Annotated in this window: 14 protein-coding genes, 1 other RNA gene and 1 pseudogene; 8 read left to right on the top strand and 8 right to left on the bottom strand. The window is 74.2% G+C overall.

What is annotated here, in order from left to right:
• Window positions 1-45: 45 nt before the first annotated feature.
• The gene (locus tag ACPXCS_RS07620; RefSeq protein ID WP_425945251.1) at window positions 46-1,539 is read right to left on the bottom strand and encodes a hypothetical protein; all 1,494 of its coding nucleotides are present in this window, start codon (window positions 1,537-1,539) and stop codon (window positions 46-48) included.
• Between the two features lie 235 nt (window positions 1,540-1,774).
• Here ACPXCS_RS07620 and ACPXCS_RS07615 point away from each other — a divergent pair, with 235 nt between their 5' ends.
• Genes ACPXCS_RS07615 through ACPXCS_RS07605 form a run of 3 tightly spaced genes read left to right on the top strand, consistent with a single transcriptional unit; the run spans window position 1,775 to window position 5,192 of the window.
• Entirely contained in the window at window positions 1,775-2,629 is an 855-nt protein-coding gene (locus ACPXCS_RS07615; protein WP_425945252.1) for a Nif3-like dinuclear metal center hexameric protein, read from the top strand.
• Entirely contained in the window at window positions 2,626-3,369 is a 744-nt protein-coding gene (locus ACPXCS_RS07610; RefSeq protein WP_425945393.1) for a zinc ribbon domain-containing protein, read from the top strand. The genes ACPXCS_RS07615 and ACPXCS_RS07610 overlap by 4 nt, the downstream gene beginning before the upstream one ends.
• A gap of 20 nt (window positions 3,370-3,389) precedes the next feature.
• Entirely contained in the window at window positions 3,390-5,192 is a 1,803-nt protein-coding gene (locus tag ACPXCS_RS07605; protein ID WP_425945253.1) for a bifunctional RNase H/acid phosphatase, read from the top strand.
• On the opposite strand, the gene eda is transcribed toward ACPXCS_RS07605, so the two are convergent.
• The 4 genes from eda to ACPXCS_RS07585 form a co-directional block, all read right to left on the bottom strand.
• Window positions 5,167-5,820 (bottom strand): bifunctional 4-hydroxy-2-oxoglutarate aldolase/2-dehydro-3-deoxy-phosphogluconate aldolase, encoded by a 654-nt coding sequence (gene eda / locus ACPXCS_RS07600; RefSeq protein WP_425945254.1) that lies wholly within the window; start codon window positions 5,818-5,820, stop codon window positions 5,167-5,169. The genes ACPXCS_RS07605 and eda overlap by 26 nt on opposite strands.
• Window positions 5,821-5,883: 63 nt before the next feature.
• Complete coding sequence (gene yaaA, locus ACPXCS_RS07595; protein WP_425945255.1) at window positions 5,884-6,666, bottom strand: peroxide stress protein YaaA; 783 nt, start codon at window positions 6,664-6,666, stop codon at window positions 5,884-5,886.
• Window positions 6,667-6,709: 43 nt separating this feature from the next.
• The gene (locus ACPXCS_RS07590) at window positions 6,710-7,288 is read right to left on the bottom strand and encodes a hypothetical protein (RefSeq protein ID WP_425945256.1); all 579 of its coding nucleotides are present in this window, start codon (window positions 7,286-7,288) and stop codon (window positions 6,710-6,712) included.
• On the bottom strand, window positions 7,285-8,043 hold the full coding sequence (locus ACPXCS_RS07585) for a MerR family transcriptional regulator (protein ID WP_425945257.1): 759 nt from the start codon (window positions 8,041-8,043) through the stop codon (window positions 7,285-7,287). Before ACPXCS_RS07585 ends, ACPXCS_RS07590 begins: the two co-directional genes overlap by 4 nt.
• A 132-nt stretch (window positions 8,044-8,175) precedes the next feature.
• On the opposite strand from ACPXCS_RS07585, the gene ACPXCS_RS07580 reads away from it, so the two are divergent.
• From ACPXCS_RS07580 to ACPXCS_RS07560, 5 genes and pseudogenes are all read left to right on the top strand, one after another.
• A complete protein-coding gene (locus ACPXCS_RS07580; RefSeq protein ID WP_425945258.1) occupies window positions 8,176-9,003 on the top strand; it encodes an AraC family transcriptional regulator in 828 nt (275 codons plus the stop codon).
• A 19-nt stretch (window positions 9,004-9,022) separates the two neighbouring features.
• A pseudogene (locus tag ACPXCS_RS07575) lies at window positions 9,023-9,802 on the top strand (DMT family transporter); the annotation flags it as partial.
• 115 nt (window positions 9,803-9,917) lie between these two features.
• Window positions 9,918-10,323: RNase P RNA component class A (gene rnpB / locus ACPXCS_RS07570), an RNA gene on the top strand.
• A gap of 412 nt (window positions 10,324-10,735) precedes the next feature.
• Window positions 10,736-11,065 carry a plasmid mobilization protein gene (locus ACPXCS_RS07565; RefSeq protein WP_425945259.1) on the top strand — a complete coding sequence of 110 codons (330 nt, stop codon included), beginning with the start codon at window positions 10,736-10,738 and terminating at the stop codon, window positions 11,063-11,065.
• A gap of 29 nt (window positions 11,066-11,094) precedes the next feature.
• On the top strand, window positions 11,095-11,547 hold the full coding sequence (locus ACPXCS_RS07560) for a hypothetical protein (protein WP_425945260.1): 453 nt from the start codon (window positions 11,095-11,097) through the stop codon (window positions 11,545-11,547).
• A gap of 389 nt (window positions 11,548-11,936) precedes the next feature.
• Here ACPXCS_RS07560 and ACPXCS_RS07555 read toward each other — a convergent pair whose 3' ends face one another.
• The 3 genes from ACPXCS_RS07555 to ACPXCS_RS07545 form a co-directional block, all read right to left on the bottom strand.
• Window positions 11,937-12,626 (bottom strand): hypothetical protein, encoded by a 690-nt coding sequence (locus ACPXCS_RS07555; RefSeq protein WP_425945261.1) that lies wholly within the window; start codon window positions 12,624-12,626, stop codon window positions 11,937-11,939.
• A 227-nt stretch (window positions 12,627-12,853) separates the two neighbouring features.
• Complete coding sequence (locus tag ACPXCS_RS07550) at window positions 12,854-24,034, bottom strand: amino acid adenylation domain-containing protein (protein ID WP_425945262.1); 11,181 nt, start codon at window positions 24,032-24,034, stop codon at window positions 12,854-12,856.
• Window positions 23,994-25,514 carry an MFS transporter gene (locus tag ACPXCS_RS07545; protein WP_425970920.1) on the bottom strand — a complete coding sequence of 507 codons (1,521 nt, stop codon included), beginning with the start codon at window positions 25,512-25,514 and terminating at the stop codon, window positions 23,994-23,996. The genes ACPXCS_RS07550 and ACPXCS_RS07545 overlap by 41 nt, the downstream gene beginning before the upstream one ends.
• Window positions 25,515-25,602: the final 88 nt, after the last annotated feature.

The following is a 25,602-nucleotide window of genomic DNA, read 5'->3' as shown; positions in this document are numbered from 1 at the left end:
ACCGGCGCCCCACGCCCGGGATCCAGGCGGTCGCGCCAACCGGCACTAGTTCGTTACAAGGCGTCCCAGGGGCGCCTCCTGAAGGGGCACGGGGCGTGCTGCCGAGGGCGCCGGAGGCGACCCGGGCCGGTCCTGCGCGGCGGGCCGCCCGGGCTCGAAGGGCGCTCCCGGCTCCAGAAGCGGTCCGGGCTCCAGGAGCGGTCCCGCCTGCGCGGACGGAACGAGCCCGGTGGACGGCCCTGGCTCGGCGGATCGCGTGAGCCCGGTGGACGGTCCCGCCCCGGTGGACGGCCCTGGCCCGGCGGATTGCGTGAGCCCGGTGGTCGGTCTCGGCCCGGTGGACGGCCCTGGCCCGGCGGATTGCGTGAGCCCGGTGGTCGGTCTCGGTCCGGTGGACGAGCCCGGCTCGGTGGCCGGTCCCGGCTCGGCGGGTCGCGCGGGCCGTTCCGGAACCGGGGCGCCCGGCTCGGGCCCGAAAGGCGGCGGCACGGCGCCGGACTCCGCCGGGACGGGCGCGGGCGGGCACACCAGCGCCACCCCGCACGGCACCGCCTGTGTCGCGTACGGCAGCCGCAGCATCCCGTCCGGCGTCCACAGGCCCGTGCCCGCCAGCCACCCCTCGGGCGCCGGGAGATGGTGCACCCGGCGCTCGGCCGGCCGCCACACCCCGACCCAGCTGCCCGCGGGCCCGTCGACCCGCAGCGCCACCGCACAGCTCTCCGGCGTCAGCATCTGCCCCGGCTGGATCGCGAACGGCGTGACGGAGCAGTCCCGCAGCCGCAGGCACTCCGGGAACCGCAGCGGCAGCGTGCTGCCCAGCACACCCCAGCCCAGCCGGCCCTGCCCCGGCGAGGGCGCGTCGGAGCGGACGATCAGCAGGCCGCTGTCGTGGTCGGCGAGCAGCAGCCGGTCGTCGCTGTCCGCGGCGATCTGCAGCAGCGGCGACACCTCACCGCCGCGCTCCAGGTCCACCACGACCGTCTTGGTGCGCCCGCCCGTCTCCCGGTCCAGGGCCAGCAACCGCCCGGCGCGGTCCAGCCAGACCCCGCCGGAGCCGCGGCCGGGCAGCTCCGCCACCCGCTCGGGTCCGAAGGCCCCGCCCGCCACCAGCCACACCGACGTCGAGCGCGGCCCGACGGCCAGGGCGTACGCCTTCTCCCCGCAGGGCGCGGGCGGCAGCAGCCGCAGCCGGCCGCTGCCGTCCGGGCACTCGACCGCGCCCAGCGGCAGCTCGCCCGTGCCGGGCCCGGTCGGGTACAGCAGCGAGAAGGCGTGCCGCCCGGCCACCCGGCGGTGGATGAGCACCCGCCCGTCACCCATCGGCTGCACCTCGGTGCCCGGCTCCTCCGGCTGGTTGCGGGGCAGGGGCACCGCATAGGGCTCGGGGCCGTCGAGGGTCCAGCGCTCCGGGAACCAGGCGTCGCCGGCCGCGGCGAGGCGCGCGCCGTAGGAGCCGTCCGCACTGAGCGTGCAGCCGGCCGGCGCGGCACCCTCTCCGTCCTCGTGCCCCGCCGAAGGCTCGATCGCACAGGCAGTCATCGTTCGGTCACCTCCAGTGACGAACGTAGTTTTCGCACGAACGGGCGGGGAATTCCCTGGCGCCCCACTTCACACATAAGGGTGTTCCAGGAACGATTCGCCTGAGGGGAGGGGGGCGTTTGTGCTGAGCGCGGCGAAGGCGGGCGCGCAGAGGCGGTGGCGGCTGCGGCGGCGGTCGCGCCGGCGGCTGCGGTGGCGGTTCAACGCCACAGATCAGACGGGTAGCCTTGCACCCGTGCCCCGTCTGTCTGAAGTCATCGCCGCGCTGGAGACCCTGTGGCCCGCCGAGCGGGCCGAGTCCTGGGACGCGGTCGGCACCGTCGTGGGCGACCCGGACCAGCAGGTCACGCGCGTGCTGTTCGCCGTCGACCCGGTCCGGGAGATCGTCGACGAGGCGGTGAAGCTGGGTGCCGACCTGCTCGTCACCCACCACCCGCTCTACCTGCGCGGCACCACGACGGTCGCGGCGACGCACTTCAAGGGCCGGGTCGTCCACACGCTCATCAAGAACGACATCGCGCTGCACGTCGCCCACACCAACGCCGACACCGCCGACCCGGGTGTCTCCGACGCCCTCGCGGGCGCCCTCGGCCTCCGGGTGACCGGGCCCCTCGTGCCGGACCCCACCGACCCGGAGGGCCGCCGCGGCCTGGGCCGCGTCTGCGCGCTGGACCACCCGCTGACCGTCCGCGAGCTCGCCGCCCGCGCCGCCGAGCGGCTGCCCGCCACCGCGCAGGGCATCCGCGTCGCCGGCGACCCCGAGGCGCTGGTGCGCACGGTCGCCGTCAGCGGCGGCTCCGGCGACAGCCTCTTCGACCAGGTGCGCGCGGCGGGCGTCGACGCCTTCCTCACCGCGGACCTGCGCCACCACCCGGCCTCCGAGGCCGTGGCCCACAGTCCCCTCGCGCTGCTCGACGCGGCGCACTGGGCCACCGAGTGGCCCTGGTGCGAGCTGGCCGCGAGCCAGCTCGACGAGATCTCCGACCGCAACGGATGGGACCTGCGGGTCCACGTCTCGAAGACGGTCACCGACCCCTGGACCGCCCACGCGGCCTCGACCACTTCTGACCCCCTGGGAGCCCCGAACTGAACGCCGCGCCCGCCGACCAGATCCGCCTTCTCGACGTCCAGGACCTCGACGTCCGCCTCCAGCAGCTGGCCCACCGGCGGAAGTCGCTGCCCGAGCACGCCGAGATCGAGTCGCTGACCAAGGACCACACGCAGCTGCGCGACCTGCTCGTCGCCGCGCAGACCGAGGAGAGCGACACCGCACGCGAGCAGACCAAGGCCGAGCAGGACGTGGACCAGGTGCGCCAGCGCGCCACCCGCGACCAGCAGCGCCTGGACTCCGGTGCCGTCACCTCCCCCAAGGACCTGGAGAACCTCCAGCGCGAGATCGCCTCCCTCGCCAAGCGGCAGGGCGACCTGGAGGACGTGGTGCTGGAGGTCATGGAGCGCCGGGAGTCCGCGCAGGAGCGGGTCGCCGAGCTGACCGAGCGGGTCTCCTCGGTCCAGGCGAAGATCGACGACGCCACCGCGCGGCGCGACGCGGCGTTCGAGGAGATCGACGCCGAGGTCGCCACGGTCACCAAGGAGCGCGAGGTCATCGCCGGGTCCGTCCCCGCCGACCTGCTCAAGCTCTACGACAAGCTGCGCGCGCAGCAGGGCGGCGTCGGCGCGGCGAAGCTGTACGCGCGCAGCTGCCAGGGCTGCCGCCAGGAGCTGGCCATCACCGAGCTGAACGAGATCCGCAAGGCGGCGCCCGACACGGTGGTGCGCTGCGAGAACTGCCGCCGCATCCTGGTGCGCACGTCCGAGTCCGGTATCTAGTCCTCTAAGGAGCCGCTCCGGTGCGGGAGTTCATCGTCGAGGCGGACGGCGGGTCACGGGGCAACCCGGGGCCCGCGGGCTACGGGGCCGTGGTGAGCGACGCGGCGACCGGGGAGACGCTGCGGGAGGCCGCCGAGTACATCGGCGTCGCCACGAACAACGTCGCCGAGTACCGGGGCCTGCTGGCAGGCCTGCGCGCCGCCCACGCCCTGGACCCGGCCGCCACCGTCCACGTCCGGATGGACTCCAAGCTCGTCGTCGAGCAGATGTCGGGCCGCTGGAAGGTCAAGCATCCCGCGATGAGGCCCCTGGCCGCGGAGGCGGCCCGGATCTTCCCGCCGGGACGCGTGACGTACGAGTGGATACCGCGCGAGCGGAACAAGCACGCGGACCGGCTCGCCAACGAGGCGATGGACGCGGGTGCGAAGGGCGAGCAGTGGTCGGAGTCGGCTTCGACGGCCGACCTCGACCTGGACACGGCGGACCGGAGAGCCGCACGGGCGACGGCCGCGGCGACGCCGGAGCGGCCGGAGCCGCCGGGCGATGCGGCGGCGGGCGCGGCTCGCGTCCGTGAGGCGCTGACGGCGGGACGAGCGGGCGGCGCCGGGGCCTCCCTCGGCGACGGCGGGGCCGACGACCCTGCCGCCGGGGGTGGGACTGGCGTTCCTGGAGCCGGGCGTGCGATAGGTGCCCCTGCCGCTGAGGGCGAGGTCGGTGTCCCTGCTGCCGAGGCGGAAGTGGACACCGGTGCCGCCGAAGTCGAAGCCGGCACCCGCGCCGCCGAGGCCGGAGCCGTCGGCGCCTCCGCCGCCACGGCCGATGCTCACACTCCCGCCGAGGCCGGCGTCGCCACCCCCGCCCCCCGAGCCGAAGCCGACACCCCCGTTACCGCGGCCGCGGCCGGCACCCGCACTGCCAAATCGGTCGCCGGCACCCGCACTGCCGAGTCGGTCGCCGGCACCCGCACTGCCGAGTCGGTCGCCGGCACCCGCACCGCCGAATCGGTCGCCAACACCCGCACCGCCGAATCGGTCGCCAACACCCGCACCGCCGAATCGGTCGCCGGCACCCGCACCGCCGATTCCGTCGGCGACACTCGCACGGCCGAATCCGTCGGCGACACCCGCGCCGCCAAAGCCGTCGCCGACACCCGTGCCGCCACCACCGTGGCCTCGCCCGGATGGGCGCCCGCGGACATGGGTGCCCCGGCCACCTTCGTGCTGCTCCGGCACGGGGAGACGCCGCTGACGCCGCAGAAGCGGTTCTCGGGGAGCGGCGGCACCGACCCGTCGCTCTCCGACGTGGGGCGGGAGCAGGCCGAGCGGGCCGCCGCGATGCTGGCCCGGCGCGGGACGATCCAGGCGGTCGTCTCGTCGCCCCTGGCCCGGACCCGGGAGACGGCCGCTGTCGTAGCGGCCCGGCTCGGGCTGGACGTGGAGATCGAGGACGGGCTGCGCGAGACCGACTTCGGCGCCTGGGAGGGACTCACCTTCGCCGAGGTGCGCGAACGTCACCCCGACGACCTGAACGCCTGGCTGGCCTCCCCGGACGCCGAACCCACCGGCGGCGGCGAGAGCTTCGCCGCGACCGCCGAGCGGATCGCCGCCACCCGCGACAAGCTGATCGCCGCCCACCAGGGCCGCACGGTCCTGCTCGTCACGCACGTGACCCCGATCAAGACCTTCGTCCGGCTCGCCCTGGGCGCCCCGGCCGAGTCCGTGTTCCGCATGGAGCTGTCGGCCGCGTCCCTGTCGGTCGTGGCGTACTACGCGGACGGCAACGCCAGCGTCCGCCTCCTCAACGACACGTCCCACCTGCGCTGAGCCCCGCCGCGGCCCGGGCCAGCTCCTCGACCCGGCCCCAGTCGCCGCCCGCGACGGCGTCCCGCGGCAGCATCCAACTGCCGCCGACACAACCGACGTTGGGCAGTGCCAGATAGTCGGGCGCGGAGTCCGGGCCGATCCCGCCGGTGGGGCAGAACCGCGCCTGCGGCAGCGGTCCCGCCAGCGACTTCAGATACGCCGTGCCGCCCGCCGCCTGCGCGGGGAAGAACTTCATCTCCCGCACCCCGCGCTCCAGCAGCGCCACGACCTCCGACGTGGTCGACACCCCCGGCAGGAACGGCACACCGGAGCCCCGCATCGCCTCCAGCAGTCCCTCGGTCCAGCCGGGGCTCACCAGGAACCGGGCCCCCGCCGCCACCGCGTCCGCCACCTGCCCGGGGCTGATCACCGTCCCGGCCCCGACCACCGCCTCCGGCACCTCCCGGGCGATGGCCCGGATCGCGTCCAGGGCCACGGGCGTCCGCAGCGTCACCTCGATCGCCGGCAACCCCCCGGCGACCAGCGCCCGCGCCAGCGGTACGGCGTCGCCGACGTCCTCGACGACGACGACGGGGACGACGGGCGCGAGGTCCAGCACGGAGGAGGGCAGGGCGGAGGAGGAGGTCATGGCCTCATCCTGCCGTCGACAATGCAGAGTGCGCAAAGGGCGTTGCACTTACTGCAACGCGGGTCAGTGGACCTCGTCCACCAGCACGTCCAGCGCCCACGCCTGACCGGCCTTCCCGGGCGCCGCCGCCTCGACCACGTACCCCAGGTCCCGCAGCGCCTGCACCAGCTCCGCCGGCGACTCCGGCGCCGCCCCGGCGGTCAGCAGGCTCCGCACGATCCGCCCCTTGGTCGCCTTGTTGAAGTGACTGACCACCTTCCGGGTCGGTGCGTGCAGCACCCGCACGGTCGCCGTCCGCCCGGCCACCTCGCCCTTCGGCTTCCACGCGGCGGCGTACGCGGCCGACCGCAGGTCCAGCACCAGCCCGCCCCCGGCCACCTCGGGAAGCACCGACGCCATCGGCGTACGCCAATGCGCGCCCAGCGCCCCGAGCCCCGGCAGCTTCACGCCCATCGAGCACCGGTAGGACGGGATCCGGTCCGTCACCCGCACGGCACCCCACAGCCCCGAGAACACCAGCAGCGACCGGGCCGCGCGGCGCTTGGCGGCCGTGTCGAGGGTGGCCAGGCCCAGCGCGTCGTACAGCACGCCGGTGTAGATCTCCCCGGCCGGCCGCGCCCCCGCCGTCCGCAGCTCCGCGTTCTTCGCGACCTCGCCCCGCAGCCCCTCGCTCAGCCCCAGCACCTCGCGCGCCTTGTCCTCGTCGCCGGAGCACAGCTCGACCAGCTCCGTGAGGACGGCCTCCCGGGCCCCGGCGAGCCCCGGCAGGGACAGCGACTCGGGCTTCAGCGGCGCACCACGGCCGGACGAGGCCTTTCCTTCGGACGGCGGCAGCAGGACAAGCACACGTACTCCTTCGATCGAACTCCGCCGACAGCGTACGGGGGTCTCACACCCGCGCCGGGCCGAGGGCACGGAGCAGGCCGTCGGCGTCGTCGGCGTGGAAGCGGACGACCCGGACCTCGCGGCGCCGGCCGAGGAACGAGACGTGGGTGACCGGCTCGGTCAGTACGAGTGTGAGCGTGGTCCGCGACCCGACCTCGACGTCCAGCTCACCGTCGGCCCGCTCGTGCGTCATCCGCAGCTCGCGCCGCACCGAGGCGATCCGCTCCAGCGGCACCCACAGGTCGACGTGGACGTACCGCCGTATCCGCAGGGTGCCGCCCTGCGGATCCAGCACGTGCGGGCGTACGACGGACGAGGCGTGCAGCCCCACGACGACCACCACGCCGTACACGTCCAGGAACAACAGCACCGCGTGCACGGTCGGGAAGTCCCGCAGCAGCACGGACAGCGCGACCGTCTCGACGACGCACACGAACGCCAAACCGGCCATCAGGGCGCCCTGTCCCCGCGCGTACCCGAAGGCCAGGCACCCCCTCGTCCCGTCAGTACGCCGGGCCACCCACATCACCAGACTCATCAGCACCCGCACCTCGCGCCGTACCAGCAGCCACGCGATTCTCATCGCCGCTCCCCGAGGATCCGCAGCGCCGCCCGGATCGCCTCGGCCTGCGCCGGGGCCAGGTCGGCCCAGAACGCGCGCAGCACACCGTCGTCCCGGTCGAGCGCCGCGGTCCCGGTCTCCGGGAGCAGCCCCGGGGGAATGCACCCGGCGAGCACCCGGGCCGCCTCCCCGACCCGCGGATCGTCCGGCTCGGCGCCGGCGAGTGCGTCCAGCAGCGCGTACGCCTCACCGGCCCGCGCCACGGCTCCCGGACTGCCCAGCGCCTCCCCGATCGACGCCACCATCCGCTCGCGCTCCCCGGGAGGCATGGAGGTCTCCAGGAAGGCGATGATCTCGCGGTCCTTGGCCGCCATCGGGCTGTCCGAAAGATGCGCCGCCCCGGCGAACAGCGCGGCCAGTTCGGGCGACACGGGCCCCTCCGCGGGCAGCCCGCCCTCCGCCTCCAGCAGCGCCCGCAACCGGCCCCGCCGCTCCCGGATCGCCTCCTCCTGCCGCGCCAGATCCTCGTCCAGCTCGGTCAGCACCTCGACGAGGTCCTTGCCCGCGTCGTCCGCGAGCACGTCCCGCACCTCGGCGAGCCCCAGCCCCAGCTCGGTGAGCCGCCGGATCCGCGCCAGCAGAACGGCGTGCCGCAGCGTGTACTCCCGGTACCCGTTGGCCCGCCGCTCCGGCTCGGCCAGCAGCCCCAGATGGTGGTAGTGCCGCACGGCCCGCGTGGTGACACCGACGGCCGAGGCGAGTTCTCCGATCCGCATGCCACCAGTCAAGACGTTGACGCTGCGGCAGGGTCAAGCACGCACGATCGGACGAAACGCGGTGCTCTTGCCGCCCGTGCCGATCTGGACACCGCGGAGCTCCTCTGATCCCCTGGTGGCCGGGGGTGCGTCATGGGAACACGCGAACAGGCCAGCTGGACCAGGGCGCGGCTGGGCCGCGGCGGTCCGCCTCTGGACCTGCTCACCGCCCGCTTCGACCAGCACACCTACGCACCCCACGCCCACGACGAGTTCACCGTCGGCGTCACGGTCGGTGGGTCGGAAGTCATCGCCTACCGGGGCGGGCACATCCACTCCTACCCCGGCTCGATCGTCGTGCTGGAACCGGGCGAGATGCACACCGGCGGACCGGCCGCCGCCGACGGCTACGCCTACCAGGCCCTCTACGCCGGCCCCGCCCTGCTCACCGACGGCACCCTCGGCGGCCTGCCGCACTTCCGCGACCCCGTCCTGCACGACCCGGAACTCGCCGCGGCCCTGCGCGCCGCCCACACCGACATCAGCGCCTGCCCCGACCCGCTGGAGGCCGAGTCCCGCCTGCCCTGGCTGCTCACGGCCCTGGCCCACCGGCACTCCACGGCCCGCGCGGCGAGCGGCACCGTGCCGGGCGCCGACCACATCGCCCGGACCGTACGCGACCGCCTCGCGGACGAACTGCTTCAACCTCCGTCCCTGGCCGCCCTCGCCACCGACCTGGGCCTGTCCCGCTACCAGCTGCTCCGCGCCTTCCGCACGACCATGGGCGTACCGCCGTACGCCTGGCTCGCCCAGCACCGCGTGGCCCGGGCCCGCCGCCTGCTGGACTCCGGCCTGCGCCCCGCCGAGGTCGCCGCGCTCGTCGGCTTCGCCGACCAGGCCCACCTCACCCGCTGGTTCCGCCGCGTGCTGGGCGTGACCCCGGCGGCGTACCGCAACAGCGTTCAAGACGCGGCGGGCTGAGACGGCCGACACTCGGCGCATGACTGCACGCGGCTGGTTCCTGTTCTCCCTGATGGGAGTGGTCTGGGGCGTCCCCTACCTGCTGATCAAGGTGGCGGTGGACGAGCTGTCCCCGTCGGCGGTGGTGTTCGCGCGCTGCGCGCTCGGCGCCGCCCTCCTCCTCCCCTTCGCCCTGCGCCAACCGGGCCTGACCCGCACCGTGCGGACGCACTGGAAGCCGATGCTGGCCTTCGCGGTCATCGAGATCGTCGGCCCCTGGTACACCCTGACCGACGCCGAACGCCACCTGTCCAGCTCCACCGCGGGCCTGCTGATCGCGGGCGTGCCGATCGTCGCGGTCCTCCTCTCCCGCTTCTTCGGCGCGGCGGAGTCCCTCGGCACCCGCCGTGTCACCGGCCTCGCGCTGGGCCTGGCCGGCGTGGGCGTACTCACCGTCCCGCACCTGACCGGCGGCGACGCCTTCTCCCTGGCGGAGGTCCTGGTGACGGTCGTCGGCTACGCCACGGCCCCCCTGATCGCCAGCCGCCACCTCAAGGACGTCCCGACCCTGCACCTCATCACGCCCTGCCTGGCACTGGCCGCCCTGGTCTACGCCCCCGCGGCCGTCGCCTCCCGCCCCGCGACCCTCCCCTCACCGCAGACCCTCACCGCCCTCGTGGCGCTCGGCGTCGTCTGCACGGCCATCGCGTTCGTGGCGTTCCTGGAACTGATCAAGGAGGTCGGCCCGACCCGCGCGGCGGTCATCACGTACGTCAACCCGGCGGTCGCGGTGGCGGCGGGCACCGTCTTCCTGGACGAACAGCTGACCCCGACCGTGGCGGCCGCCTTCGCCCTGATCCTGGCCGGCTCGGTCCTGGCCACGGCGGCGGCACCGAAGCCCACGCCACGCCGGGTACCATGGTCGACACGGCAGACGAGCCGGGCGGACGGCCGCGTGGAGTCCCCCTGACGGGGAGCTTCCCGAGGAACGTCCGGGCTCCACAGGGCAGGGTGGTGGCTAACGGCCACCCGGGGTGACCCGCGGGACAGTGCCACAGAAAGCAGACCGCCCAGCACCTCGGTGCTGGGCAAGGGTGAAACGGTGGTGTAAGAGACCACCAGTGCCTGGGGTGACTCAGGCAGCTAGGTAAACCCCACCCGGAGCAAGGTCAAGAGGAGACACCCCGGTGTCTCTGCGCGGACGTTCGAGGGCTGCCCGCCCGAGTCCGCGGGTAGACCGCACGAGGCCGGCGGCAACGCCGGCCCTAGATGGATGGCCGTCGCCCGGCGCTCCGCGAGGAGCACCGGGAACAGAACCCGGCGTACAGCCCGACTCGTCTGCCGCTGCCTCTCGGCTAGCGCTGAGGCGTTCCCCTGCGGGGTAGCAGAAGCCGGTTACCTCGGCAGTGTGAACGTGCCGCTCGCGGACGCGGACCGGCTCCTCGCACCGCCACCGCCTCCACCATCGGCGTCCGGCCGCGCGGCTTGGTACTGCTGCTGCGCCGCTACTGGCAGACCCGCAGACGGCCCGCTGCCCGCCACACGCCCAGGCCCGGTGCCCGGAGTCCCACGCCGACCGCGACACGGCCCGGCGCTGGTCGGCGACATTGAGCGGGTGATCGCGGCTCCGGCAGCGAGGACGCGGTGATGAAGGGGCCGGTCCCTCTCATTTCCTCTGTGCGAGAGGGACTCGAACCGACCGACCTGTCCCGTAGCACTCGCACCGCCGTCATACGCGTATTACGATGCCTTCGTGGCAAAGACGCGGATCAGTATCAGCTTGGATCAGGACCAGGCCGAGCGCATCAGGCAGCACGCCGAACAGGCGGGCATGGACGTCTCGGCGTACCTGGTGCATGCCGCCACGCGCCAGATGGCCGAGAGCGACGCCATAGACGAACAGTTCGCCGAGGTGGACGCACTCATCGCCCGGGCGGAGCGGGCGGCGGACGGGCTGCCCGCCGAACCGGCCCGGGAACCGGCCGCAGAACTGACGGAGCAGGAGCGCCTCGAAGTCGAGGAGGCCCTAGGGCTCGTCCGCGGCCAGGAACGGCAAGGCCGCCGTCCGGGGCACGCCGCGTGAGCGCACGGGTGCCGGTCTACGACACAGGCATGCTCATCGCGCTCGCCGACCGCAAGGCCAAGGCGGTGGCTCTCCACGAGGGACTGCGCACGGTCCCGCATCGGGCACTGGTACTCGGCCCGGTCCTTGCCCAGGTGTGGCGCCCCCAGCCGGCGCTGGTGCACGCCCTGTCCGGGGTCCTGAAGGACTGCACGGTCCCTCAGGCCCGTACGTCCGAACCGCCCATGCGCGAGACGAAGGCCGGCCGTCCGGAGTGCCTGGCCTGCGCGACGGGCCCGGACCTCGCGGACTGGCGGCGCATCGGCACCGCCCTGGGCAGGGCGGCCCTGCCGGCGAAGAAGCGACCGGACGCGGTGGATGCCTGGGTGGCCCTGGCGGCCGCCCGGCACGGCAGTGCGGTGATCTTCACTACCGACCCGTCGGACATCCAGGCCTACCTGACAGTCCTGGCGCCGACGGATGTGCATGTGGTTGCCGTCTGACGTGCGGGAGTCACGCTTCGCCCGGTCCAGACGGTTGCGGAGGCGGTGAACAAGCCCTTTGGCGCGAGTGGAGCACCGGGCTCGGTCCTGCGCACGTTTGCTCCGAGAGCGGGGCCCGAGACCATCAGCGAGCGAGGGAAACGGCCATCCAGTGCCACGGCCTCCCCGCCCGCCGACCGCTGAACTCGCCAAGGGTCCGCCAAACCAAACACCGAACCACCCTTTGGTGGGCTACTCGGAGGCGAGGTTCGGCGTCAGCGCGCTCAGACGGCCCGGAGGTGTTTGCACGGTGCCGTATCCGACTCATAGGGCGGAGGCGGGTGCTCGACGCCCTTCAGGGCACCGAGATCAGCCGGGCAGGTTCAGGCACGCCGGTGAAGTCCTGCGCGTCAGCAGTCCCACGACGTCGGGGCAGGGCCGAACGCGCGACGACTGGCCCTCACCGCGAGAGCGGCCATGGCGGCATTGGCCCCACCGCCGATCACAGCGCCGATACCGAACGGCGCCACTCGGCCGAGAACGATGATCCCCTGCTTGGTCCCGTACTTGGTGATGAAGTTCCTCCCGAGGATCTTGTTGATCTGACGCAGCGTCTCGACCGGAACCTTGGCGACGACCTGACGTCCCCAGTGCTGCCCGGTCCGCTCGGCGATCTTGGTGATGGTGGTGGAGCCGCTCCCACCGAGCAGGATCCCCATGACGATCGTCCGGCGGCGCTCGACCTCGTCGATGGGGACCCCGTGGACCTCGGCGATCGAGAGCGCGAAGAGGGCGGTCAGCTCAAGAGAGGAGAGTGCCTCACCCGCCGACAGCACCAGCGCGACTCCCGTACCGACCCCGGGCGCGGCCGCGGTCCCCCCGACCGCGGCACCTGTCCCGGTCAGGGCGCTGACGTACATCCGCTCCAGGTTGCGTATCACCTGCGCCGGCGACGCTTCGGGGTTCCGCTGGCGGGCCCGGGCGATGTTCTTGCGCACCAGCGGGCTCTGGCCGCCGATTGCCTTGTCCACGAGGTCGAGGACTCGCTGCCCACGAGCGTCTCCGTCCGGAACCGGTCCGTCGTGGGCATCCGTCGCCATGCTTTGAACCCCCCTGAGTTGTTACGTCCGAAGGAAGTCTCCCATTCGGGCTGCCGGTTCTGGAGGGTTTTCGCGACAGCCTGCCTGGCCAGACTCGGTGCCGTTGCGGGCGGCCATCACTTGCGAAGTGGGCTCACATGACGACACTCCATCAGGCCGGCTCACCGTCGACTTCGATGACTGCGACGAGGGTGACTCACGGGACGGAGCCACCCTCTCCGCGATGGTCAGGGCGAGCCTGTGACTTCCCTCAAGAGGTTGGAGAACGACTCCGCCCACCCCGCGACCGTCTCCGCCGTGAACAGGTCCGTCGAGTACTCGAACGTGATCGTGATGCGGTCCGGTTCCGGGGTGATCACGGTGTAGAGCTCGTTGCGGGCCACGCCCTGGAGGGGGAGGGGGTGGATGGTGGTGTGGACGTCCCTGAGGTTCAGGGTCGGGGGGTCCGTGGTGATGACCGTGAACAGGACCGTCGGGAACAGGGTCTTCGTCAGCTCCGGGGAGACCAGGGAGACCACGTCCGTCAGGGGGAGTTGCTGGTGGTCCAGGGCCTCGAAGAGGGTGGTGCCCAGTCGGGTCACCAGGGTGGCGAAGGAGTCCGCCTCGGACAGGCGGGTTCGGAGGAGGACCGCGTCGCCCACGATGCCGACCGTTTCGGCGCGCTCGCGGGGGATGCGGTTCGCGCTGGACGCCGCCAGGACGATGTCGTCCTGATCACCGCACAGCGTGCCGAGCCACTTCGCGAACGTGGCCGCCAGGACCGTGTACGGCGTGGTGCCCAGACGGGTCGCCGTGGCCGTGAGGCGGGCCGGGGTGTCGTCGTCGACGGTCCAGGTGTGCAGGGCGCCGCGGCCGGAGAGCGTGCCGGGGTGCGGGTGGTCGTAGGGGAGGGGCGGGCGCAGCGGGACGTCGGTGAGTTCCTTGCGCCAGAAGTGCTCCAGGGTTCGCCTGCGGTCCTCCGGGAGGGTGTGTTCCGCTCGGGCGAAGTCCGTGAAGTGGTGCCCAACCGACGGTAGTTGAGGCGATTCGTCGACTTTGCGCGCGTTGTAGAACTCCTGCAGGTCGCGTCGGATCAGGCCCACGGACCAGCCGTCGCAGACCGCGTGGTGGAAGACCGTCAGCAGGATCCAGTGGTCGTCCGCCAGGCGGGCCAGGGCGAAGCGGAACAGTGGGGGCTCATTCAGGGTGAACGGGGTGGAGATTCTTGCCGCGCACCAGGCGTCGGCCGCCCGTTCCCGTGGTGTGGCCGCCGCGCGGAGGTCGGTGACCGGGAGGTCCACCGGGACCTCGGAGAGGATCTCCACCTCGTAGCGGCCGTCCGGTCGGTGCACCGGCCTGGCGCGGAGGGCGTGGTGGCGTGTCACCACGTCGTGGAGGGAGGCGTGCAGCGCCTCGGGGTCCAACGCGCCGCGCAGGTCCATGCGGTGGGCGATGTTGTAGACGCTCGGGTCGGTGAGGGTGTGGTGGCGGTGCCACAGGCGGCGGAGGGTGGAGGGCATCGGCGCTGTGTCCATCACCCGGGGGCGGTTCGCGATGCCCCGGATCGTCGGGTCCAGGAAGAAGTCCGCCATCGTGAGGTCGATGCCCGCCGCCTCCCGCATCCGGTTCAGCAGGCGGATGGCGCTCAGGGAGTGGCCGCCGAGCTCGAAGAAGGGTGTCGTGACCGGGAGCGGGCTGGTGCCCAGTTCCTCGCACCACAGCTCGTGCAGCGCCCGCTCCAGGTCCGTCGCCGGCTCCGCTCGCGAGGGCTGCGCCGGCTCGTCCCCGGGCTCCGGCAGGGCCGCGCGGTCGAGTTTGCCGGAGGCGTTGACCGGGAGGCGGTCCAGGGACACCCAGCGGCGCGGGACCAGGTGGTCGGGGAGGCGGGCCGCGAGCGCGCTGCGCGCCTCGGGCCAGGACGCCCCCTCGTCCGGGACCACGTACGCCACCAGTTCGTTGTCGCCGTGGCGGTCGCGGCGCGGCAGCACCGCCGCGTCACGGACGGCGGGCAGGGCCGTCAACGCCGCCCGCACCTCGCCCGGTTCGACCCGGTAGCCGCGGATCTTCACCTGGTCGTCCGCCCGGCCCCGGTACTCCAGCGTGCCGTCGGTGCGCCAGCGGCCCAGGTCGCCCGTGCGGTACCGCACGCCGCCCGCGCCGTCGTCGAGGAACGCGGCGGCGGTCTCGGCGGGACGGTCGTGGTAACCGTGCGCCACCGGCGTCCCGCCGACGTGGATCTCGCCGACCGCTCCGGCCGGGACCGGCCGGCCCGCGGCGTCCAGGAGGAGGACGCGGGCCCCCGGCACCGGCGTGCCGATCGGCGGCCACTCCTCGCCGGACGGGTCGACGCGGTGCGAGGTGACGATGATCGACGTCTCCGTGGGGCCGTACTGGTTGTGCAGCGTGCACTGCGGGTGCGCGGTCAGGAAGCGGCGGAAGGCCGGGGTGAGGTGGAGGGCCTCGCCCGCCGAGAACAGCTCCCGCAGGGAGGGCAGTTCGGGAGCCGTCTCCATCAGGTACTTCAGGGGGGTGCACGGCATGAACAGGCGCTGCACCCCGTGGCGGCGGACGGTCCGCGCCACCGCCGTCGGGTCGTGCCGTACGGCGTCGTCGACGAGGACCAGGGCCGCCCCCGAGGCGAGCGTCGTGAAGATCTCCTGCACGCTCACGTCGAACGCCGGGGACGTCCACTGGAGGGTGCGCAGCGCCGGGTGCCGGGTCAGGTGGTGCCGGACCAGGTTCGCGGGGCCCCGGTGCGGTACGAGCACGCCCTTCGGCCGGCCGGTCGAGCCCGAGGTGTGGATGCAGTAGGCCGGGTCCTCCGGCCCCGCGCCGTCCGGGAGGGGGACGGAGGAGAGGGTCTCGTCCGCCGACTCCACGTGTACGACGGGGAGTTCGGCGTCCATGTCGGGCGTGGCCTCGGAGGTGAGGAGCAGCACCGGTGCCGTGTCGGCGAGGAGCAGGGCCCGGCGGGGGGCGGGCAGGGACGGGTCCAGCGGGACGTAGGCCGCTCCCGTCTTGAGGACCGCCAGCAGGGCCGTGATCAGCTGGGGGCCCCGGGGGAGCAGGACCGCCACGCGGTGGCCTCGTCGCGCGCCGCGGTCGCGGAGCAGGTGGGCCAGGCGGTTGGCCGCCGCGTCCAACTCCGCGTAATTGATGCGGGTTTCGTCACCGAGGAGGGCTGTCGCGTCCGGCGTGCGGCGCGCCTGCTCTTCGAACAGGGCGTGCAGGGTGCCCGCAGGCGCGGCCTGCGCGGTGTGCTCCAGGGCGGCCAGCCGCGCACGGTCGGCCGCCGTGAGGGAGGTCAGCGCCCCCAGCGGCGCGTCCGGCGCGTCCAGCGCCCGGCGCAGCACCTGCTCGACGTAGTCCACGAAACGGCGGACCGTCGCCTCGTCGAAGAGGACCGTGTCGTACTCGACCATGAAGCGGACGCCGCCCGGGTGGCGGGTGAGGTAGACGCTGAGGTCGAACGGGGCGCGCTCGCTGGGCACGTCGAGCAGGGTGGCGGCCAGGTCCGGCGGGTCGAACTCCGCCCCGCCCTCGTTCTCGTACTCCACCATCACCTGGAACAGCGGGTTGCGGCCCGGGTCGCGACGCGGGTTGAGCGCGCCGACCAGCTCGTCGAAGGGCACGCCGCTGTGCTCGTACGCGGCGGTGCTGCTCTCGCGGACCCGGCGCAGCAGGGCCGGGAAATCCGGGTCGCCGGTGAGGTCCAGGCGCAACGGGACCGTGTCGAGGAAGAGACCGACGTGGTCCTCGGCGCCCGGGGGACGGGAGGCCAGCGCCGTGCCGATCACCACGTCCCGCTGCCCGGCGAACCGGCCGAGGACCGCGCCGATCGCACCGGTCAGCGCCATGAACAGGGTGGCGCGGTGCCCGGCCGCCAACTTCCGCATGCCGTCGATCAGTTCGGCGTCGAGGGTGTGGGTGAGGCTCGCGCCCGCTCCCGAACGGACCGGTGGGCGGGGGCGGTCGGTGGGGAGGGTGAGCTCGGGTGCGCCGGCGAGGTGATGCCGCCAGAAGTCGAGGGAGGCGGGGTCCGGGCGGGCCGGTGCCGGCAGTTCGGGCAGGGGCCGGGGCTCGGGTCCGGCACCGCGCCGGGCGCGGTAGTACGCGGCGAGATCGCGGGCCAGCACGGATGTGGAGGACGAGTCGAAGACGATGTGGTGGGCCAGGAGGAAGAGCAGGTGGCGGTCCGGGGCGAGGCGCAGCAGCCGGGCCGCGACCAGGGGACCGGTGGACAGGTTCAGACCGTGGTCCGCCGCCAGCACCGACCGCAGGGCCGCCTCCTCGGTCGCGCCCGTGTGGTCCTCCACGGGGCAGTCGAGCGGCATCAGGTCGCGTATCTCCTGGTAGGGGACACCGTCCGAGTCGCCGAACACCGTGCGCAGGGCAGGATGCCGGTCGGCGACCCGGTGCAGCGCCCAGCGCAGGGCCGCGACGTCCAGGGGGCCGTCGAGCAGGATCGCCTTCGGCTCGTGGTACATCGCGGTGCCCGGGTGCAGCTGCTCCAGGAACCAGATGCGGCGCTGGGCGGGAGTGAGGGGGCGGCGGCCCGGTGCGGGGGGCCGGGCGGTGGCCCCGGTGGGCGGTTCCGGGTCCTGTTGCGGTCGCGAGTGTGGTTGTGGTTGCGGCCGTGGTCGTGTCTGCGGTCGCGGTTCTGGGTGCGGCGGCCGGGATTCGGGCTCCGGGCGGAGCTGCGGCCGGGCCTCCGGCAACGGTCCGGACTGCGGCTGCGGTCGGGACTGCGGGAGTGATCGGGGCTGCGCCTGCGCTGGAGCCTTCGGCTGCGGGCTCGTGGCGGGGGCCGCCCTGCGGACCCGGTCCAGCACGGGCAGTGCCGCCAGCACCTTCTCCTTCGGTACGCCGAAGTCCACGAAGCAGGCGATCTCGTCCGCCCCGGCGGCCAGCAGACGCCCGACCGTCTCCGCGGCGGTGCGCTCGTCGCCGATCAGGGCACGGGACGCGCAGTAGCGCTCGTACGCCCGGCCCAGCAGGAACTCCACGTCCTCCTCCGGCGTGTTCTCCAGGTCCACCTGGAAGCCCAGGCTGTTGGTGACCTGGTCGAAGAGGGACAGCGAGGACCGCAGATACGACAGGAACGGCCGGTACGCCTCGGCCCGCGCCCGCTCCGCGTCGTCCTCCAGGTACGTGTGCACGAGCACCACCACCCGCCCGGCCGCCGGGTCGAGACCGTGCTCGGCGCGGCAGCGCCGGTACAGCGCGATGTTCTCGGCCAGTTGCTCCACCGTCTGCGTCATCAGGTTGGTGACCACGCCGAGATCCTCGGCGGCCGCCCGGCGGTAGCTGTCCGGGTTCCCGACGACGGCCACGTACATCGGCGGCCGCTCCTGCACGGGGCGCGGGTGCAGGGAGATCTCCACGGGCGTGCCGTCACCCGCGGTCGTCTTCACCGGCTGCCCCGACCAGAGGGCCCGTACGGTCGCCAGGTGCTCGTACATCACCTCCCGGTGCCGGCCGAAGTGCTGCGGGGCGAGCGCGAAGTCGGTGGCGTGCCAGCCGCTCGCGAAGCACAGGCCCGTCCGCCCGCCGGAGATGTTGTCGACGACCGACCACTCCTCGGCGACCCGGGCCGGATGGTGCAGCGGCAGCACCACGGAACCGGCGTGCAACCGGACCCGTTCGGTCCGGGCCGCGAGGGCGGCGGCCAGGACGGAGGGGTTGGGGAAGAGCGCGCCGAAGGAGTTGAAGTGCCGCTCCGGGAACCACAGGGCGTGGAAGCCCTGCCGGTCGGCGAACTCGGCGGCGGCCATGATCAGGCCGTACTTGTCGTGGTCGGTGTCCTCGGGGTAGTCGCCGAAGAAGTAGAGGCTGAAGTCGGTGGTTCCGGCGGCGTCCGCGTCCGGTATGGAGGGACGAGGGTGGGGGCGAGGGATCGGGCGGGGAGCGGGGGCGGGGCTGACAGCGGGGGTCCGGGGCGGTGCCGTCCCGGTGCCGGTCGTGGCGAGTACGTCGAGCTGGCGGGAGATCATCGCGCCTACCTGGTCGACCAGTTGCCCTGCCAGTCGCAGCTGTTCCCCGAAGAAGGCGGTCAGGCCCTCCCGGTCTTCCGGTGACGGCTGCGGGGCAGTGGGCGCCACGGATTCCCCTGACACCTGCGGGGCGTCGGGCGCCACTGACTCCATGGTCACTGATCCCATGGCCACTGACCCCATGGCCACTGACTCCGTTGCCACCGGCTCCCGGACCACCGTTTCCGCCGAGCGGTGGTCCGCCGAGCGGTGGTCCGCCCGGCGGCGATCCACCGGCCGTCGTCCGTCTCCCCGCAGCTCCCCGACCCGTTCCGCCAGCCTCCCCGGCGTGTCGGCCGTGTCGAACACCTCCCGGACCGGGACCCGGACGCCGTACCGCTGCTCCAGTTCCGTCGTCATGCTCATCAAGGACAGCGAGTCGGCGCCCAGTTCGAAGAAGGAGCTGTCCGGTGTCACGTCGGCGACCGGACGGCCGAGCTTGTCGGCCGCCAACTGCCGTACGAAGTCCAGGACATCGTTATCGGGCTCTGCGGCGCGCTCGTGAGCTGTGGGCGCCGCGCTCCCGGACGGCGCCGCGCTCCCGGACGGCGGCGTGTGCCCGGCCGGCAGTATGCCGACGAACGGCACCACCCGCCGCCGCAGCGGATGCCCCGGCAGCGGCACCCGGCCCCCGCCGCCGGCCAGCGCCCGCCAGTCCAGGTCGGCTCCCCTGCCGTACAGCGAGCCCAGGGCCGTCAGGAAGCCCTGGGCCTGCTCGGCGGACGTGTCTCCCGCGCCCTGCCCGCTCAGCCACCGGCTGTCGGGTACGCAGTGGCGCCCGAGGCCCGTGAGGGTGCGCCCGGCGCCGAGCTCTACGAAGTCGCGGCAGCCCTGCGCGACCGCCGTGGCCATCGCGAGGTCGAAGCGGACCGGCTGCCGGGCCTGGCGGCACAGGTACTCCACGTCGACCGTCCAGCCCGCCGGGCGCAGCTCCCCGTCGGCCGTGGTCACCAGGGGGGTGCGCAGCGGGCGGTACGTCACCTGTGCGGCGCGGGCACGGAACGCGTCCAGCGCGTCCTCGATCTCCGCGGAGTGGAACGCCCGGTCGACCGGCAGCGCACGCCAGCGCAGGCCCTCCTGGTCGAGCAGCCGCGCCGCCTCCTTCAGTGTCTGCGGCAGGCCCGAGAGCACATGGGCGGCCGGGCCGTTGACCGCGGCGAGTTCCGCACCGGCGGCAGCGGCGACGCGGCGGGCGGTGGCGGCGTCGGAACGGACGGCGAGCATGCCCCCGGCCGGACATCGTTCCCGCATCAGACGTCCGCGCCAGGCGGTGAGCCGCAGCCCGTCCTCCAGGGAGAGGGCACCGGCCGCGTAGAGCGCGGCGTACTCGCCGACGCTGTGCCCGAACAGCAGCCCCGGCCGGATCCCGGCCGCCTGCCAGGCGTCCGCCAGTGCCGCGTGATGGGCGAAGAGGGCCGCCTGTGCGGTGTCGGTGGGCCAGATCTCCTGCTCCTCGGCGGTCCCGTCCGGGGCGGGGCCGCCGGGCGAGAGCAGCGCGGTGAGCAGGCTGCCGCCGAACTCCCGGACGTGGAGCTCCTCGCAGCGGTCGAGCGTGGCCCGCGCCGCCGGGTGCGCGGCGTACAGGCCGCTCGCCATGCCGCGACGGGCGCTGCCCTGGCCCGTGAAGGCGAAGGCGACCGGGCCCACCGGGGCGGCCGGTGCGGTGGGCCGGTGCTCCGCCAGCGCGGCGGCGAGATCCCCGGCCGTGCGGCCGGCGACGGCGGTGCGTACGGCGCGGTGCGGACGGCCGAGGGCCAGGGTGGCGGCCACGTCGGCGGCCGGCAGGTCCGGGTGGGCCAGGAGATGGTCGCGGAGCGCGGCCGTGAGCGCGTCGAGGGACTCGGCGTCGCGGGCCGAGACGGGGACGAGGACGGGCGGTTCGGGGGCCGGATGGAGGCGCGCGGGCGGGGCCTCCTCCAGGACGACGTGGGCGTTGGTGCCGCCGACGCCCAGCGCGCTCACCCCGGCCCGGCGGGGTGAGCCGTCCGGTGCCGTCCACGGCTCCAGCTCGGTGGCCAGCCGCAGCCGGCTGCCCCGCAGGGGGAGTTCGGGATTGGGGCGGGTCAGGTGCGGGGTGGGCACCAGCGTGCGGTGCCGCAGCATCAGGACCGTCTTGATGAGCCCGGCCATGCCCGCGCAACTGTCGAGGTGACCGATGTTGGGCTTCACGGAACCGACCGTGCACCAGCCCGGCGGGACGTCGCCCTCCGGGGTGAGCACCCGTGCCAGGGCCGTGAGTTCCACCGGGTCGCCGAGCCGCGTTCCCGTGCCGTGCGCCTCCACGTAGGAGATCGTCTCCGGCGGCACGTCCGCCCTGCGCAGCGCCTGGCGCACCACCTCGACCTGCCCCTCGACCCCGGGGGCGCTGAAACCGACCTTGGCGGCGCCGTCGTTGTTGACGGCGGAGCCCAGGATCACGGCGTGCACGGTGTCGCCGTCGGCCAGCGCCCGGTCCAGGCGCTTGAGCAGCACCGCGGCCACGCCGTTGCCGCCGACGGTGCCGTCGGCCTCCGCGTCGAAGGCCCGGCAGCGGCCGGTGGGGGACAGGATCGAACCGGGGTGGCTGTGATAGCCGGTCTCCTGGGGCAGATGCACCGCGGCGGCACCGGCCAGGGCCAGGTCCGTCTCGCCGGTGAGCAGCGCCTGCACCGCCAGGTGCACGGCGACCAGGGACGTGGAACAGGCCGTCTGCACGCCGATCGCCGGGCCGGTGAGGCCGAGCCGGTAGGCGACGCGCGTGGCGAGGAAGTCCGGCTCGCGGCCGATGGCCGACTGCATGCCGGCGGCCGGATCGGCGGGGTCGTACGCCGTACCGGCCGGGGGCTGCTGCTGGTGGTCGTAGAGGTTCATGCCGGACCCGGCGAACACCCCCACCCGCACGTCCGGGGCGGTCGCCGCGTGGCCGCCCTCCTCCAGGGCCTGGTGGCAGCACTCCAGGAACAGCCGGTGCGCGGGGTGCGTGAGCCCGGCCTCCCGCGGGTTCAGCCCGAAGAAGTCCGCGTCGAACTCCTCGACCCCGTCCAGGACTCCGGCGGCGGGCACGTGCCCGGGGGCGCGGCGCTGCTCCGGGGTGAGCCCGGCCGCCGCGAGCTCCTGCTCGCCGAACACCCGCACGCTGTCCACGCCGTCCCGCAGGTTCGCCCAGAACTCGTCCGCCGTGCGGGCCCCGGGGAAGCGCAGGGCCAGCCCGATGACGGCCACGCGCTGGTCGGTCCGGCTGCCGGTGGGTGCCGCACCGGGTGCGGCGGGCGGGCCCGGAGCGGCCTCACTCGCCGACGGCGCGGGGGATGCGGGTGCGGGCGGCGAAGTCGAGGTGGGTGCGGGCCCGTTCGCTGGGTGGGTCACGAGGTGGGCCGCGAGGTGGGTCGCGAGAGCCGTGACCGTCGGATGCTCGAAGAACGCCGTCTGCGGTACGGGCGTGCCGAGGCGCTCCGTCAGCCGGTTCCGCAGCCGCACCAACAGCAGCGAGGTCAGGCCGAGTTCGTAGAACGGCAGGTCCGCCTCGGCCGGGCGGCCGAGTACGGCGGCCAGCTCCTCCCCGACGACCCGGACCATCGCGTCGGCGTCCCGCCCCGGGCCCGGCCCGTGTTGCGGCTCGCCGTCCCGGCTGGGGTTCGGCCCGTGTTGCGGCTCGCCGTCCCGGCCGGGGTCCGGCCCGTGCTGCGGCCCGCCGTCCCGGGCCGTGCCCCGCGGCTCGTCCCGGGTCAGCCGGCTGCGCAGCTCCTCCCGGCGCACCTTGCCCGCCGGCGTCCGCGGGAACTCGCCCTCGGGGACGGGCAGGACGTGGGCGGCGGTGAGCCTGAGGCGGCTGAACAGCGCCGCCCTCACCTCCGCGGCGATCCGGGTGTCCTCGGCGGCACCGCGGCTGACGAAGAACACCGCCAGCTCCTCCGTGCCCTGCTCCGCCGACGGAATCCCGCACGCGGCGACCTCGCCCTGCCGTACCCCGGCGACGGCGGTGGCGGCCTCCTCCACCTCGTGGCAGTAGACGTTGAGGCCGTTGAGGATGATGACGTCCTTGCGCCGCCCGGTGATGACGACCTGGCCGCCGTCGAGGAAGGCCAGGTCGCCGGTGTCCAGCCAGTCCGGACCGGCCGGGTAGGCGGCGGCGTCCGCCTCGGGGTTGCGCACGTAGCCGGGGGTGAGCCGGGCGGGCGAGTGGACCTGGAGCCGGCCGATCCGGCCCGCCGGGGCGAGGTCGCCGCGGTCGTCGACGACACGCAGCGTGACGCCGTGCGCGGGCGAGCCGCAGGCGACGAACGTGACGCAGTCCGCGTCGGGCACGTCCTCGCCGGCCCGCACCAGGTCGCCGCCCAGGCTGCTCTTGAGCAGGCGGTGCACGGTGCCGGGCCGGTCCAGCCGGCCGTAGGTGACGGCGGTGACGGTCTCGGCCATGCCCCACACCGGGGCGATGTGCTCCTCGCGCACGCCGTACGGGCCCGTCGCGTCGAGGAAGCGGCGCAGCACCGGCAGCACGACCCGCTCGCCCCCGCACAGCAGCGACTTCAGACCGCCCAGGTCCCAGTGGCCGTCGGGCCGCTCGGCCAGCGCGTCCGCGACGAGCCGGTACGCGAAGGTCGGCGCCCAGCTGTGCCGCGCCCGGTGCTCGTGCAGGAGGTCGAGCCAGCGCAGCGGGTCGGCGAGCACGTGCTCGGTGGGGGCGTGGACGTTGGTGCAGCCGGTGAAGACGGCCAGCAGGTGGTAGAGGAGGAAGGCGCCGCTGTGGTCGACGGGCAGCCAGTTCACCATCGTGTCGTCCGCGCGGACGTCGAGGATCCGCCGGCTGCTCGCCGCGAAGTCCGCGAGGCCGGCGTGCGTCAGCCGTGCCGCCTTCGGGACCCCGGTGCTGCCGGAGGACAGCATCAGCAGAGCCGTGTCGGAGGGGTCGGGCTCGACGTGGTCCCGGGCGGGCGGTGCGGCGAGGCACTGCCGGGCGAGGGCGGTACGCGGGGCGGGCGTGGCATGGGCGAGGGCCGCCGCGCCGGGGGCGTCGGTCAGGACCAGCGGCCCGTCGAGTAACGCACAGGTCTGGCCCAGGCGTTCGAAGGCCGTCGAACCCGGCGCGGGGTGCTCGGCGATCGCCACCGGGAGCGCTCCGCCCAGCACACACGCCCAGAAGGCGGGGAAGAACTCGTCCAGCGGCAGCCCGCACAGCACCACCGGATCACCGCGCCGCACCCCGTGGGCACGCAGCCCGCCGAGCATCCGGCGTGCCGCGTCCAGCAGTTCGGGATACGACCGGGAGCCGGTCGTGCCGTCGGCCGCGACCGTGACGACGGCACCGCCGGGCGCCGAGCAGGCCGCGCCCAGCAGCGCCCGCACCGCGTCGGCCGGGTCGTCCGCGGTCCACTCGGGCTCAGGACCCCGGCAGACGGCCTGCCCCCGTAGACGCTCCATGCGTGCCCTCTCCCTCTTCTGCGTCGGTGGACGAACGGTTCGTGGCTTTGCGGGTGTGGCGCTTCCGTACGGTGAGCAGCAGGGCCACCGCCCCGCACACCGCCGCCCCGTGGAAGGCGCCCACGACGGCGAGGGCGGGCAGAGTCTCCAACGCGGCAGCGGCGGTGATCGTGCCGAGCGCGAACCCGGACTGCTCGGCGGTGGCCGACAGTCCGAACAGCCGGTCGCGCTGCCGGTCGGGCGCCGCCTGGAGACGCGAGGTGTAGACGATCTCGGTCCAGCCGTCCGCGAACCCCGCCGCCAGGGCCGCCACCATCAGGGCCGGGGCGGGCAGTCCGGTGAACGCCGCGACGAAGCAGAGCGACATCGCGCAGGTGCCCGCGGCGAAGGCGCGCTCGCCCCACGTCGTGCCGTGCGGGCGGCGTTTGAGGACCTGGTGGGCGAGGAGCGTGCCGACGGCCCACGCGGACCAGAACCGGGTCATGAACAGCGCCGGTTCGGACGGTTCGGCCGCGTTCGCCGCCAGCGGCAGCGCGACGTTGTGCGAGGCGGACGCCAGCGCGTCCAGGCCCCGCAGCGCGATCAGCCCGAGCAGCGGCCCGGCGACTCCCGCGACACGCCGCGCGAGCCGTCCGCCCCGGACCGGTACGCGCCGCGTGAGCCGTCCGCCCTGGTCGGGCATGCGTCGCCTGAGCCGTCCGCCCTGCACGGGTACGCGCCGCGCGAGCCACCTGCCCGGTGCCGGCACGCGCCGCCCGAGCCACCCGCCCGGTGCCGGCACGCGCCGCCCCAGCCACCCGCCCCGCACCGGCACGCTCTCCGGCCGCTCCCCGGTCGGCAGTTCACCGGCTCCGGCCGAGGAGGGACCGGCCTTCTGGGCCACATCGCTCTGCGCACACTGAGGTTGCTCCACCGAACCGGCGGAGTCCGTCCGCGGCCGCAGCACCGCCACCACCGCCGCCGACACCACGAAGCTCGCGCCGTTGACCGCGAACGCGACGCCGAAGCCGCCGAGGGCGATCACCGGCGCGGCCGACGCGAAGCCCAGCACCGTGGCGACGGAACGGGCCGTCACCAGCACGCCGTTGGCCCGCGCGCGGTCCTCCTGCCCGACCAGGACGGGGACCGAGCTGCGCAGCGCGACGTTGAAGAGCGTGTTGCCCGCCCCCAGCACGAGCACCGCGCCGAGCAGCACCCCGGGCGAGATGTCCTGGGCCCCCAGCGCGAGCACCACCATGGCGAGGGTCTGGGCGAGGTCGGTGGTCACCATGACGGTCCGGCGCGTCACCCTCGCGGTCACCGCCCCGGCGGCGAGCCCGGCCGCGACACCGGACAGCAGCCGTACGGCCATCACCGCGCCCACGCCCAGGGCGGTGCCCGTGACCTCGTACGAGAACAGGCTGAGCGCGATCAGATTGAGGTACGTCCCGTAGGCCGACACGGCGTGCGCGACCACCAGGGACCGGAACCTCCAGTCCACCCCCGTCACCGGACTCCTCAACCTCGGTAGGCCGAAGTCAGTCGTCCTACCACCCGAGCGTTCGGTCGATCATTGCAGAAGTGTTCGG

The sequence above is a fragment of the Streptomyces sp. DT190 genome, assembly GCF_049846985.1.
In the GTDB taxonomy this organism is placed as follows: domain Bacteria; phylum Actinomycetota; class Actinomycetes; order Streptomycetales; family Streptomycetaceae; genus Streptomyces.
Note: the sequence above shows the minus strand (reverse complement) of the source record. Positions and strands in the feature narration are given on the sequence as shown.

What these genes read in the sequence shown, in the direction of transcription:
- ACPXCS_RS07560 (WP_425945260.1), top strand. Translation starts at nt 11,095, where the DNA reads ATGCTCATCGCGCTCGCCGACCGCAAGGCCAAGGCGGTGGCTCTCCAC.
- ACPXCS_RS07580 (WP_425945258.1), top strand. Translation starts at nt 8,176, where the DNA reads ATGGGAACACGCGAACAGGCCAGCTGGACCAGGGCGCGGCTGGGCCGC.
- ACPXCS_RS07620 (WP_425945251.1), bottom strand. Translation starts at nt 1,539, where the DNA reads ATGACTGCCTGTGCGATCGAGCCTTCGGCGGGGCACGAGGACGGAGAG.
- ACPXCS_RS07590 (WP_425945256.1), bottom strand. Translation starts at nt 7,288, where the DNA reads ATGAGAATCGCGTGGCTGCTGGTACGGCGCGAGGTGCGGGTGCTGATG.
- ACPXCS_RS07550 (WP_425945262.1), bottom strand. Translation starts at nt 24,034, where the DNA reads ATGGAGCGTCTACGGGGGCAGGCCGTCTGCCGGGGTCCTGAGCCCGAG.
- ACPXCS_RS07585 (WP_425945257.1), bottom strand. Translation starts at nt 8,043, where the DNA reads ATGCGGATCGGAGAACTCGCCTCGGCCGTCGGTGTCACCACGCGGGCC.
- eda (WP_425945254.1), bottom strand. Translation starts at nt 5,820, where the DNA reads ATGACCTCCTCCTCCGCCCTGCCCTCCTCCGTGCTGGACCTCGCGCCC.
- ACPXCS_RS07555 (WP_425945261.1), bottom strand. Translation starts at nt 12,626, where the DNA reads ATGGCGACGGATGCCCACGACGGACCGGTTCCGGACGGAGACGCTCGT.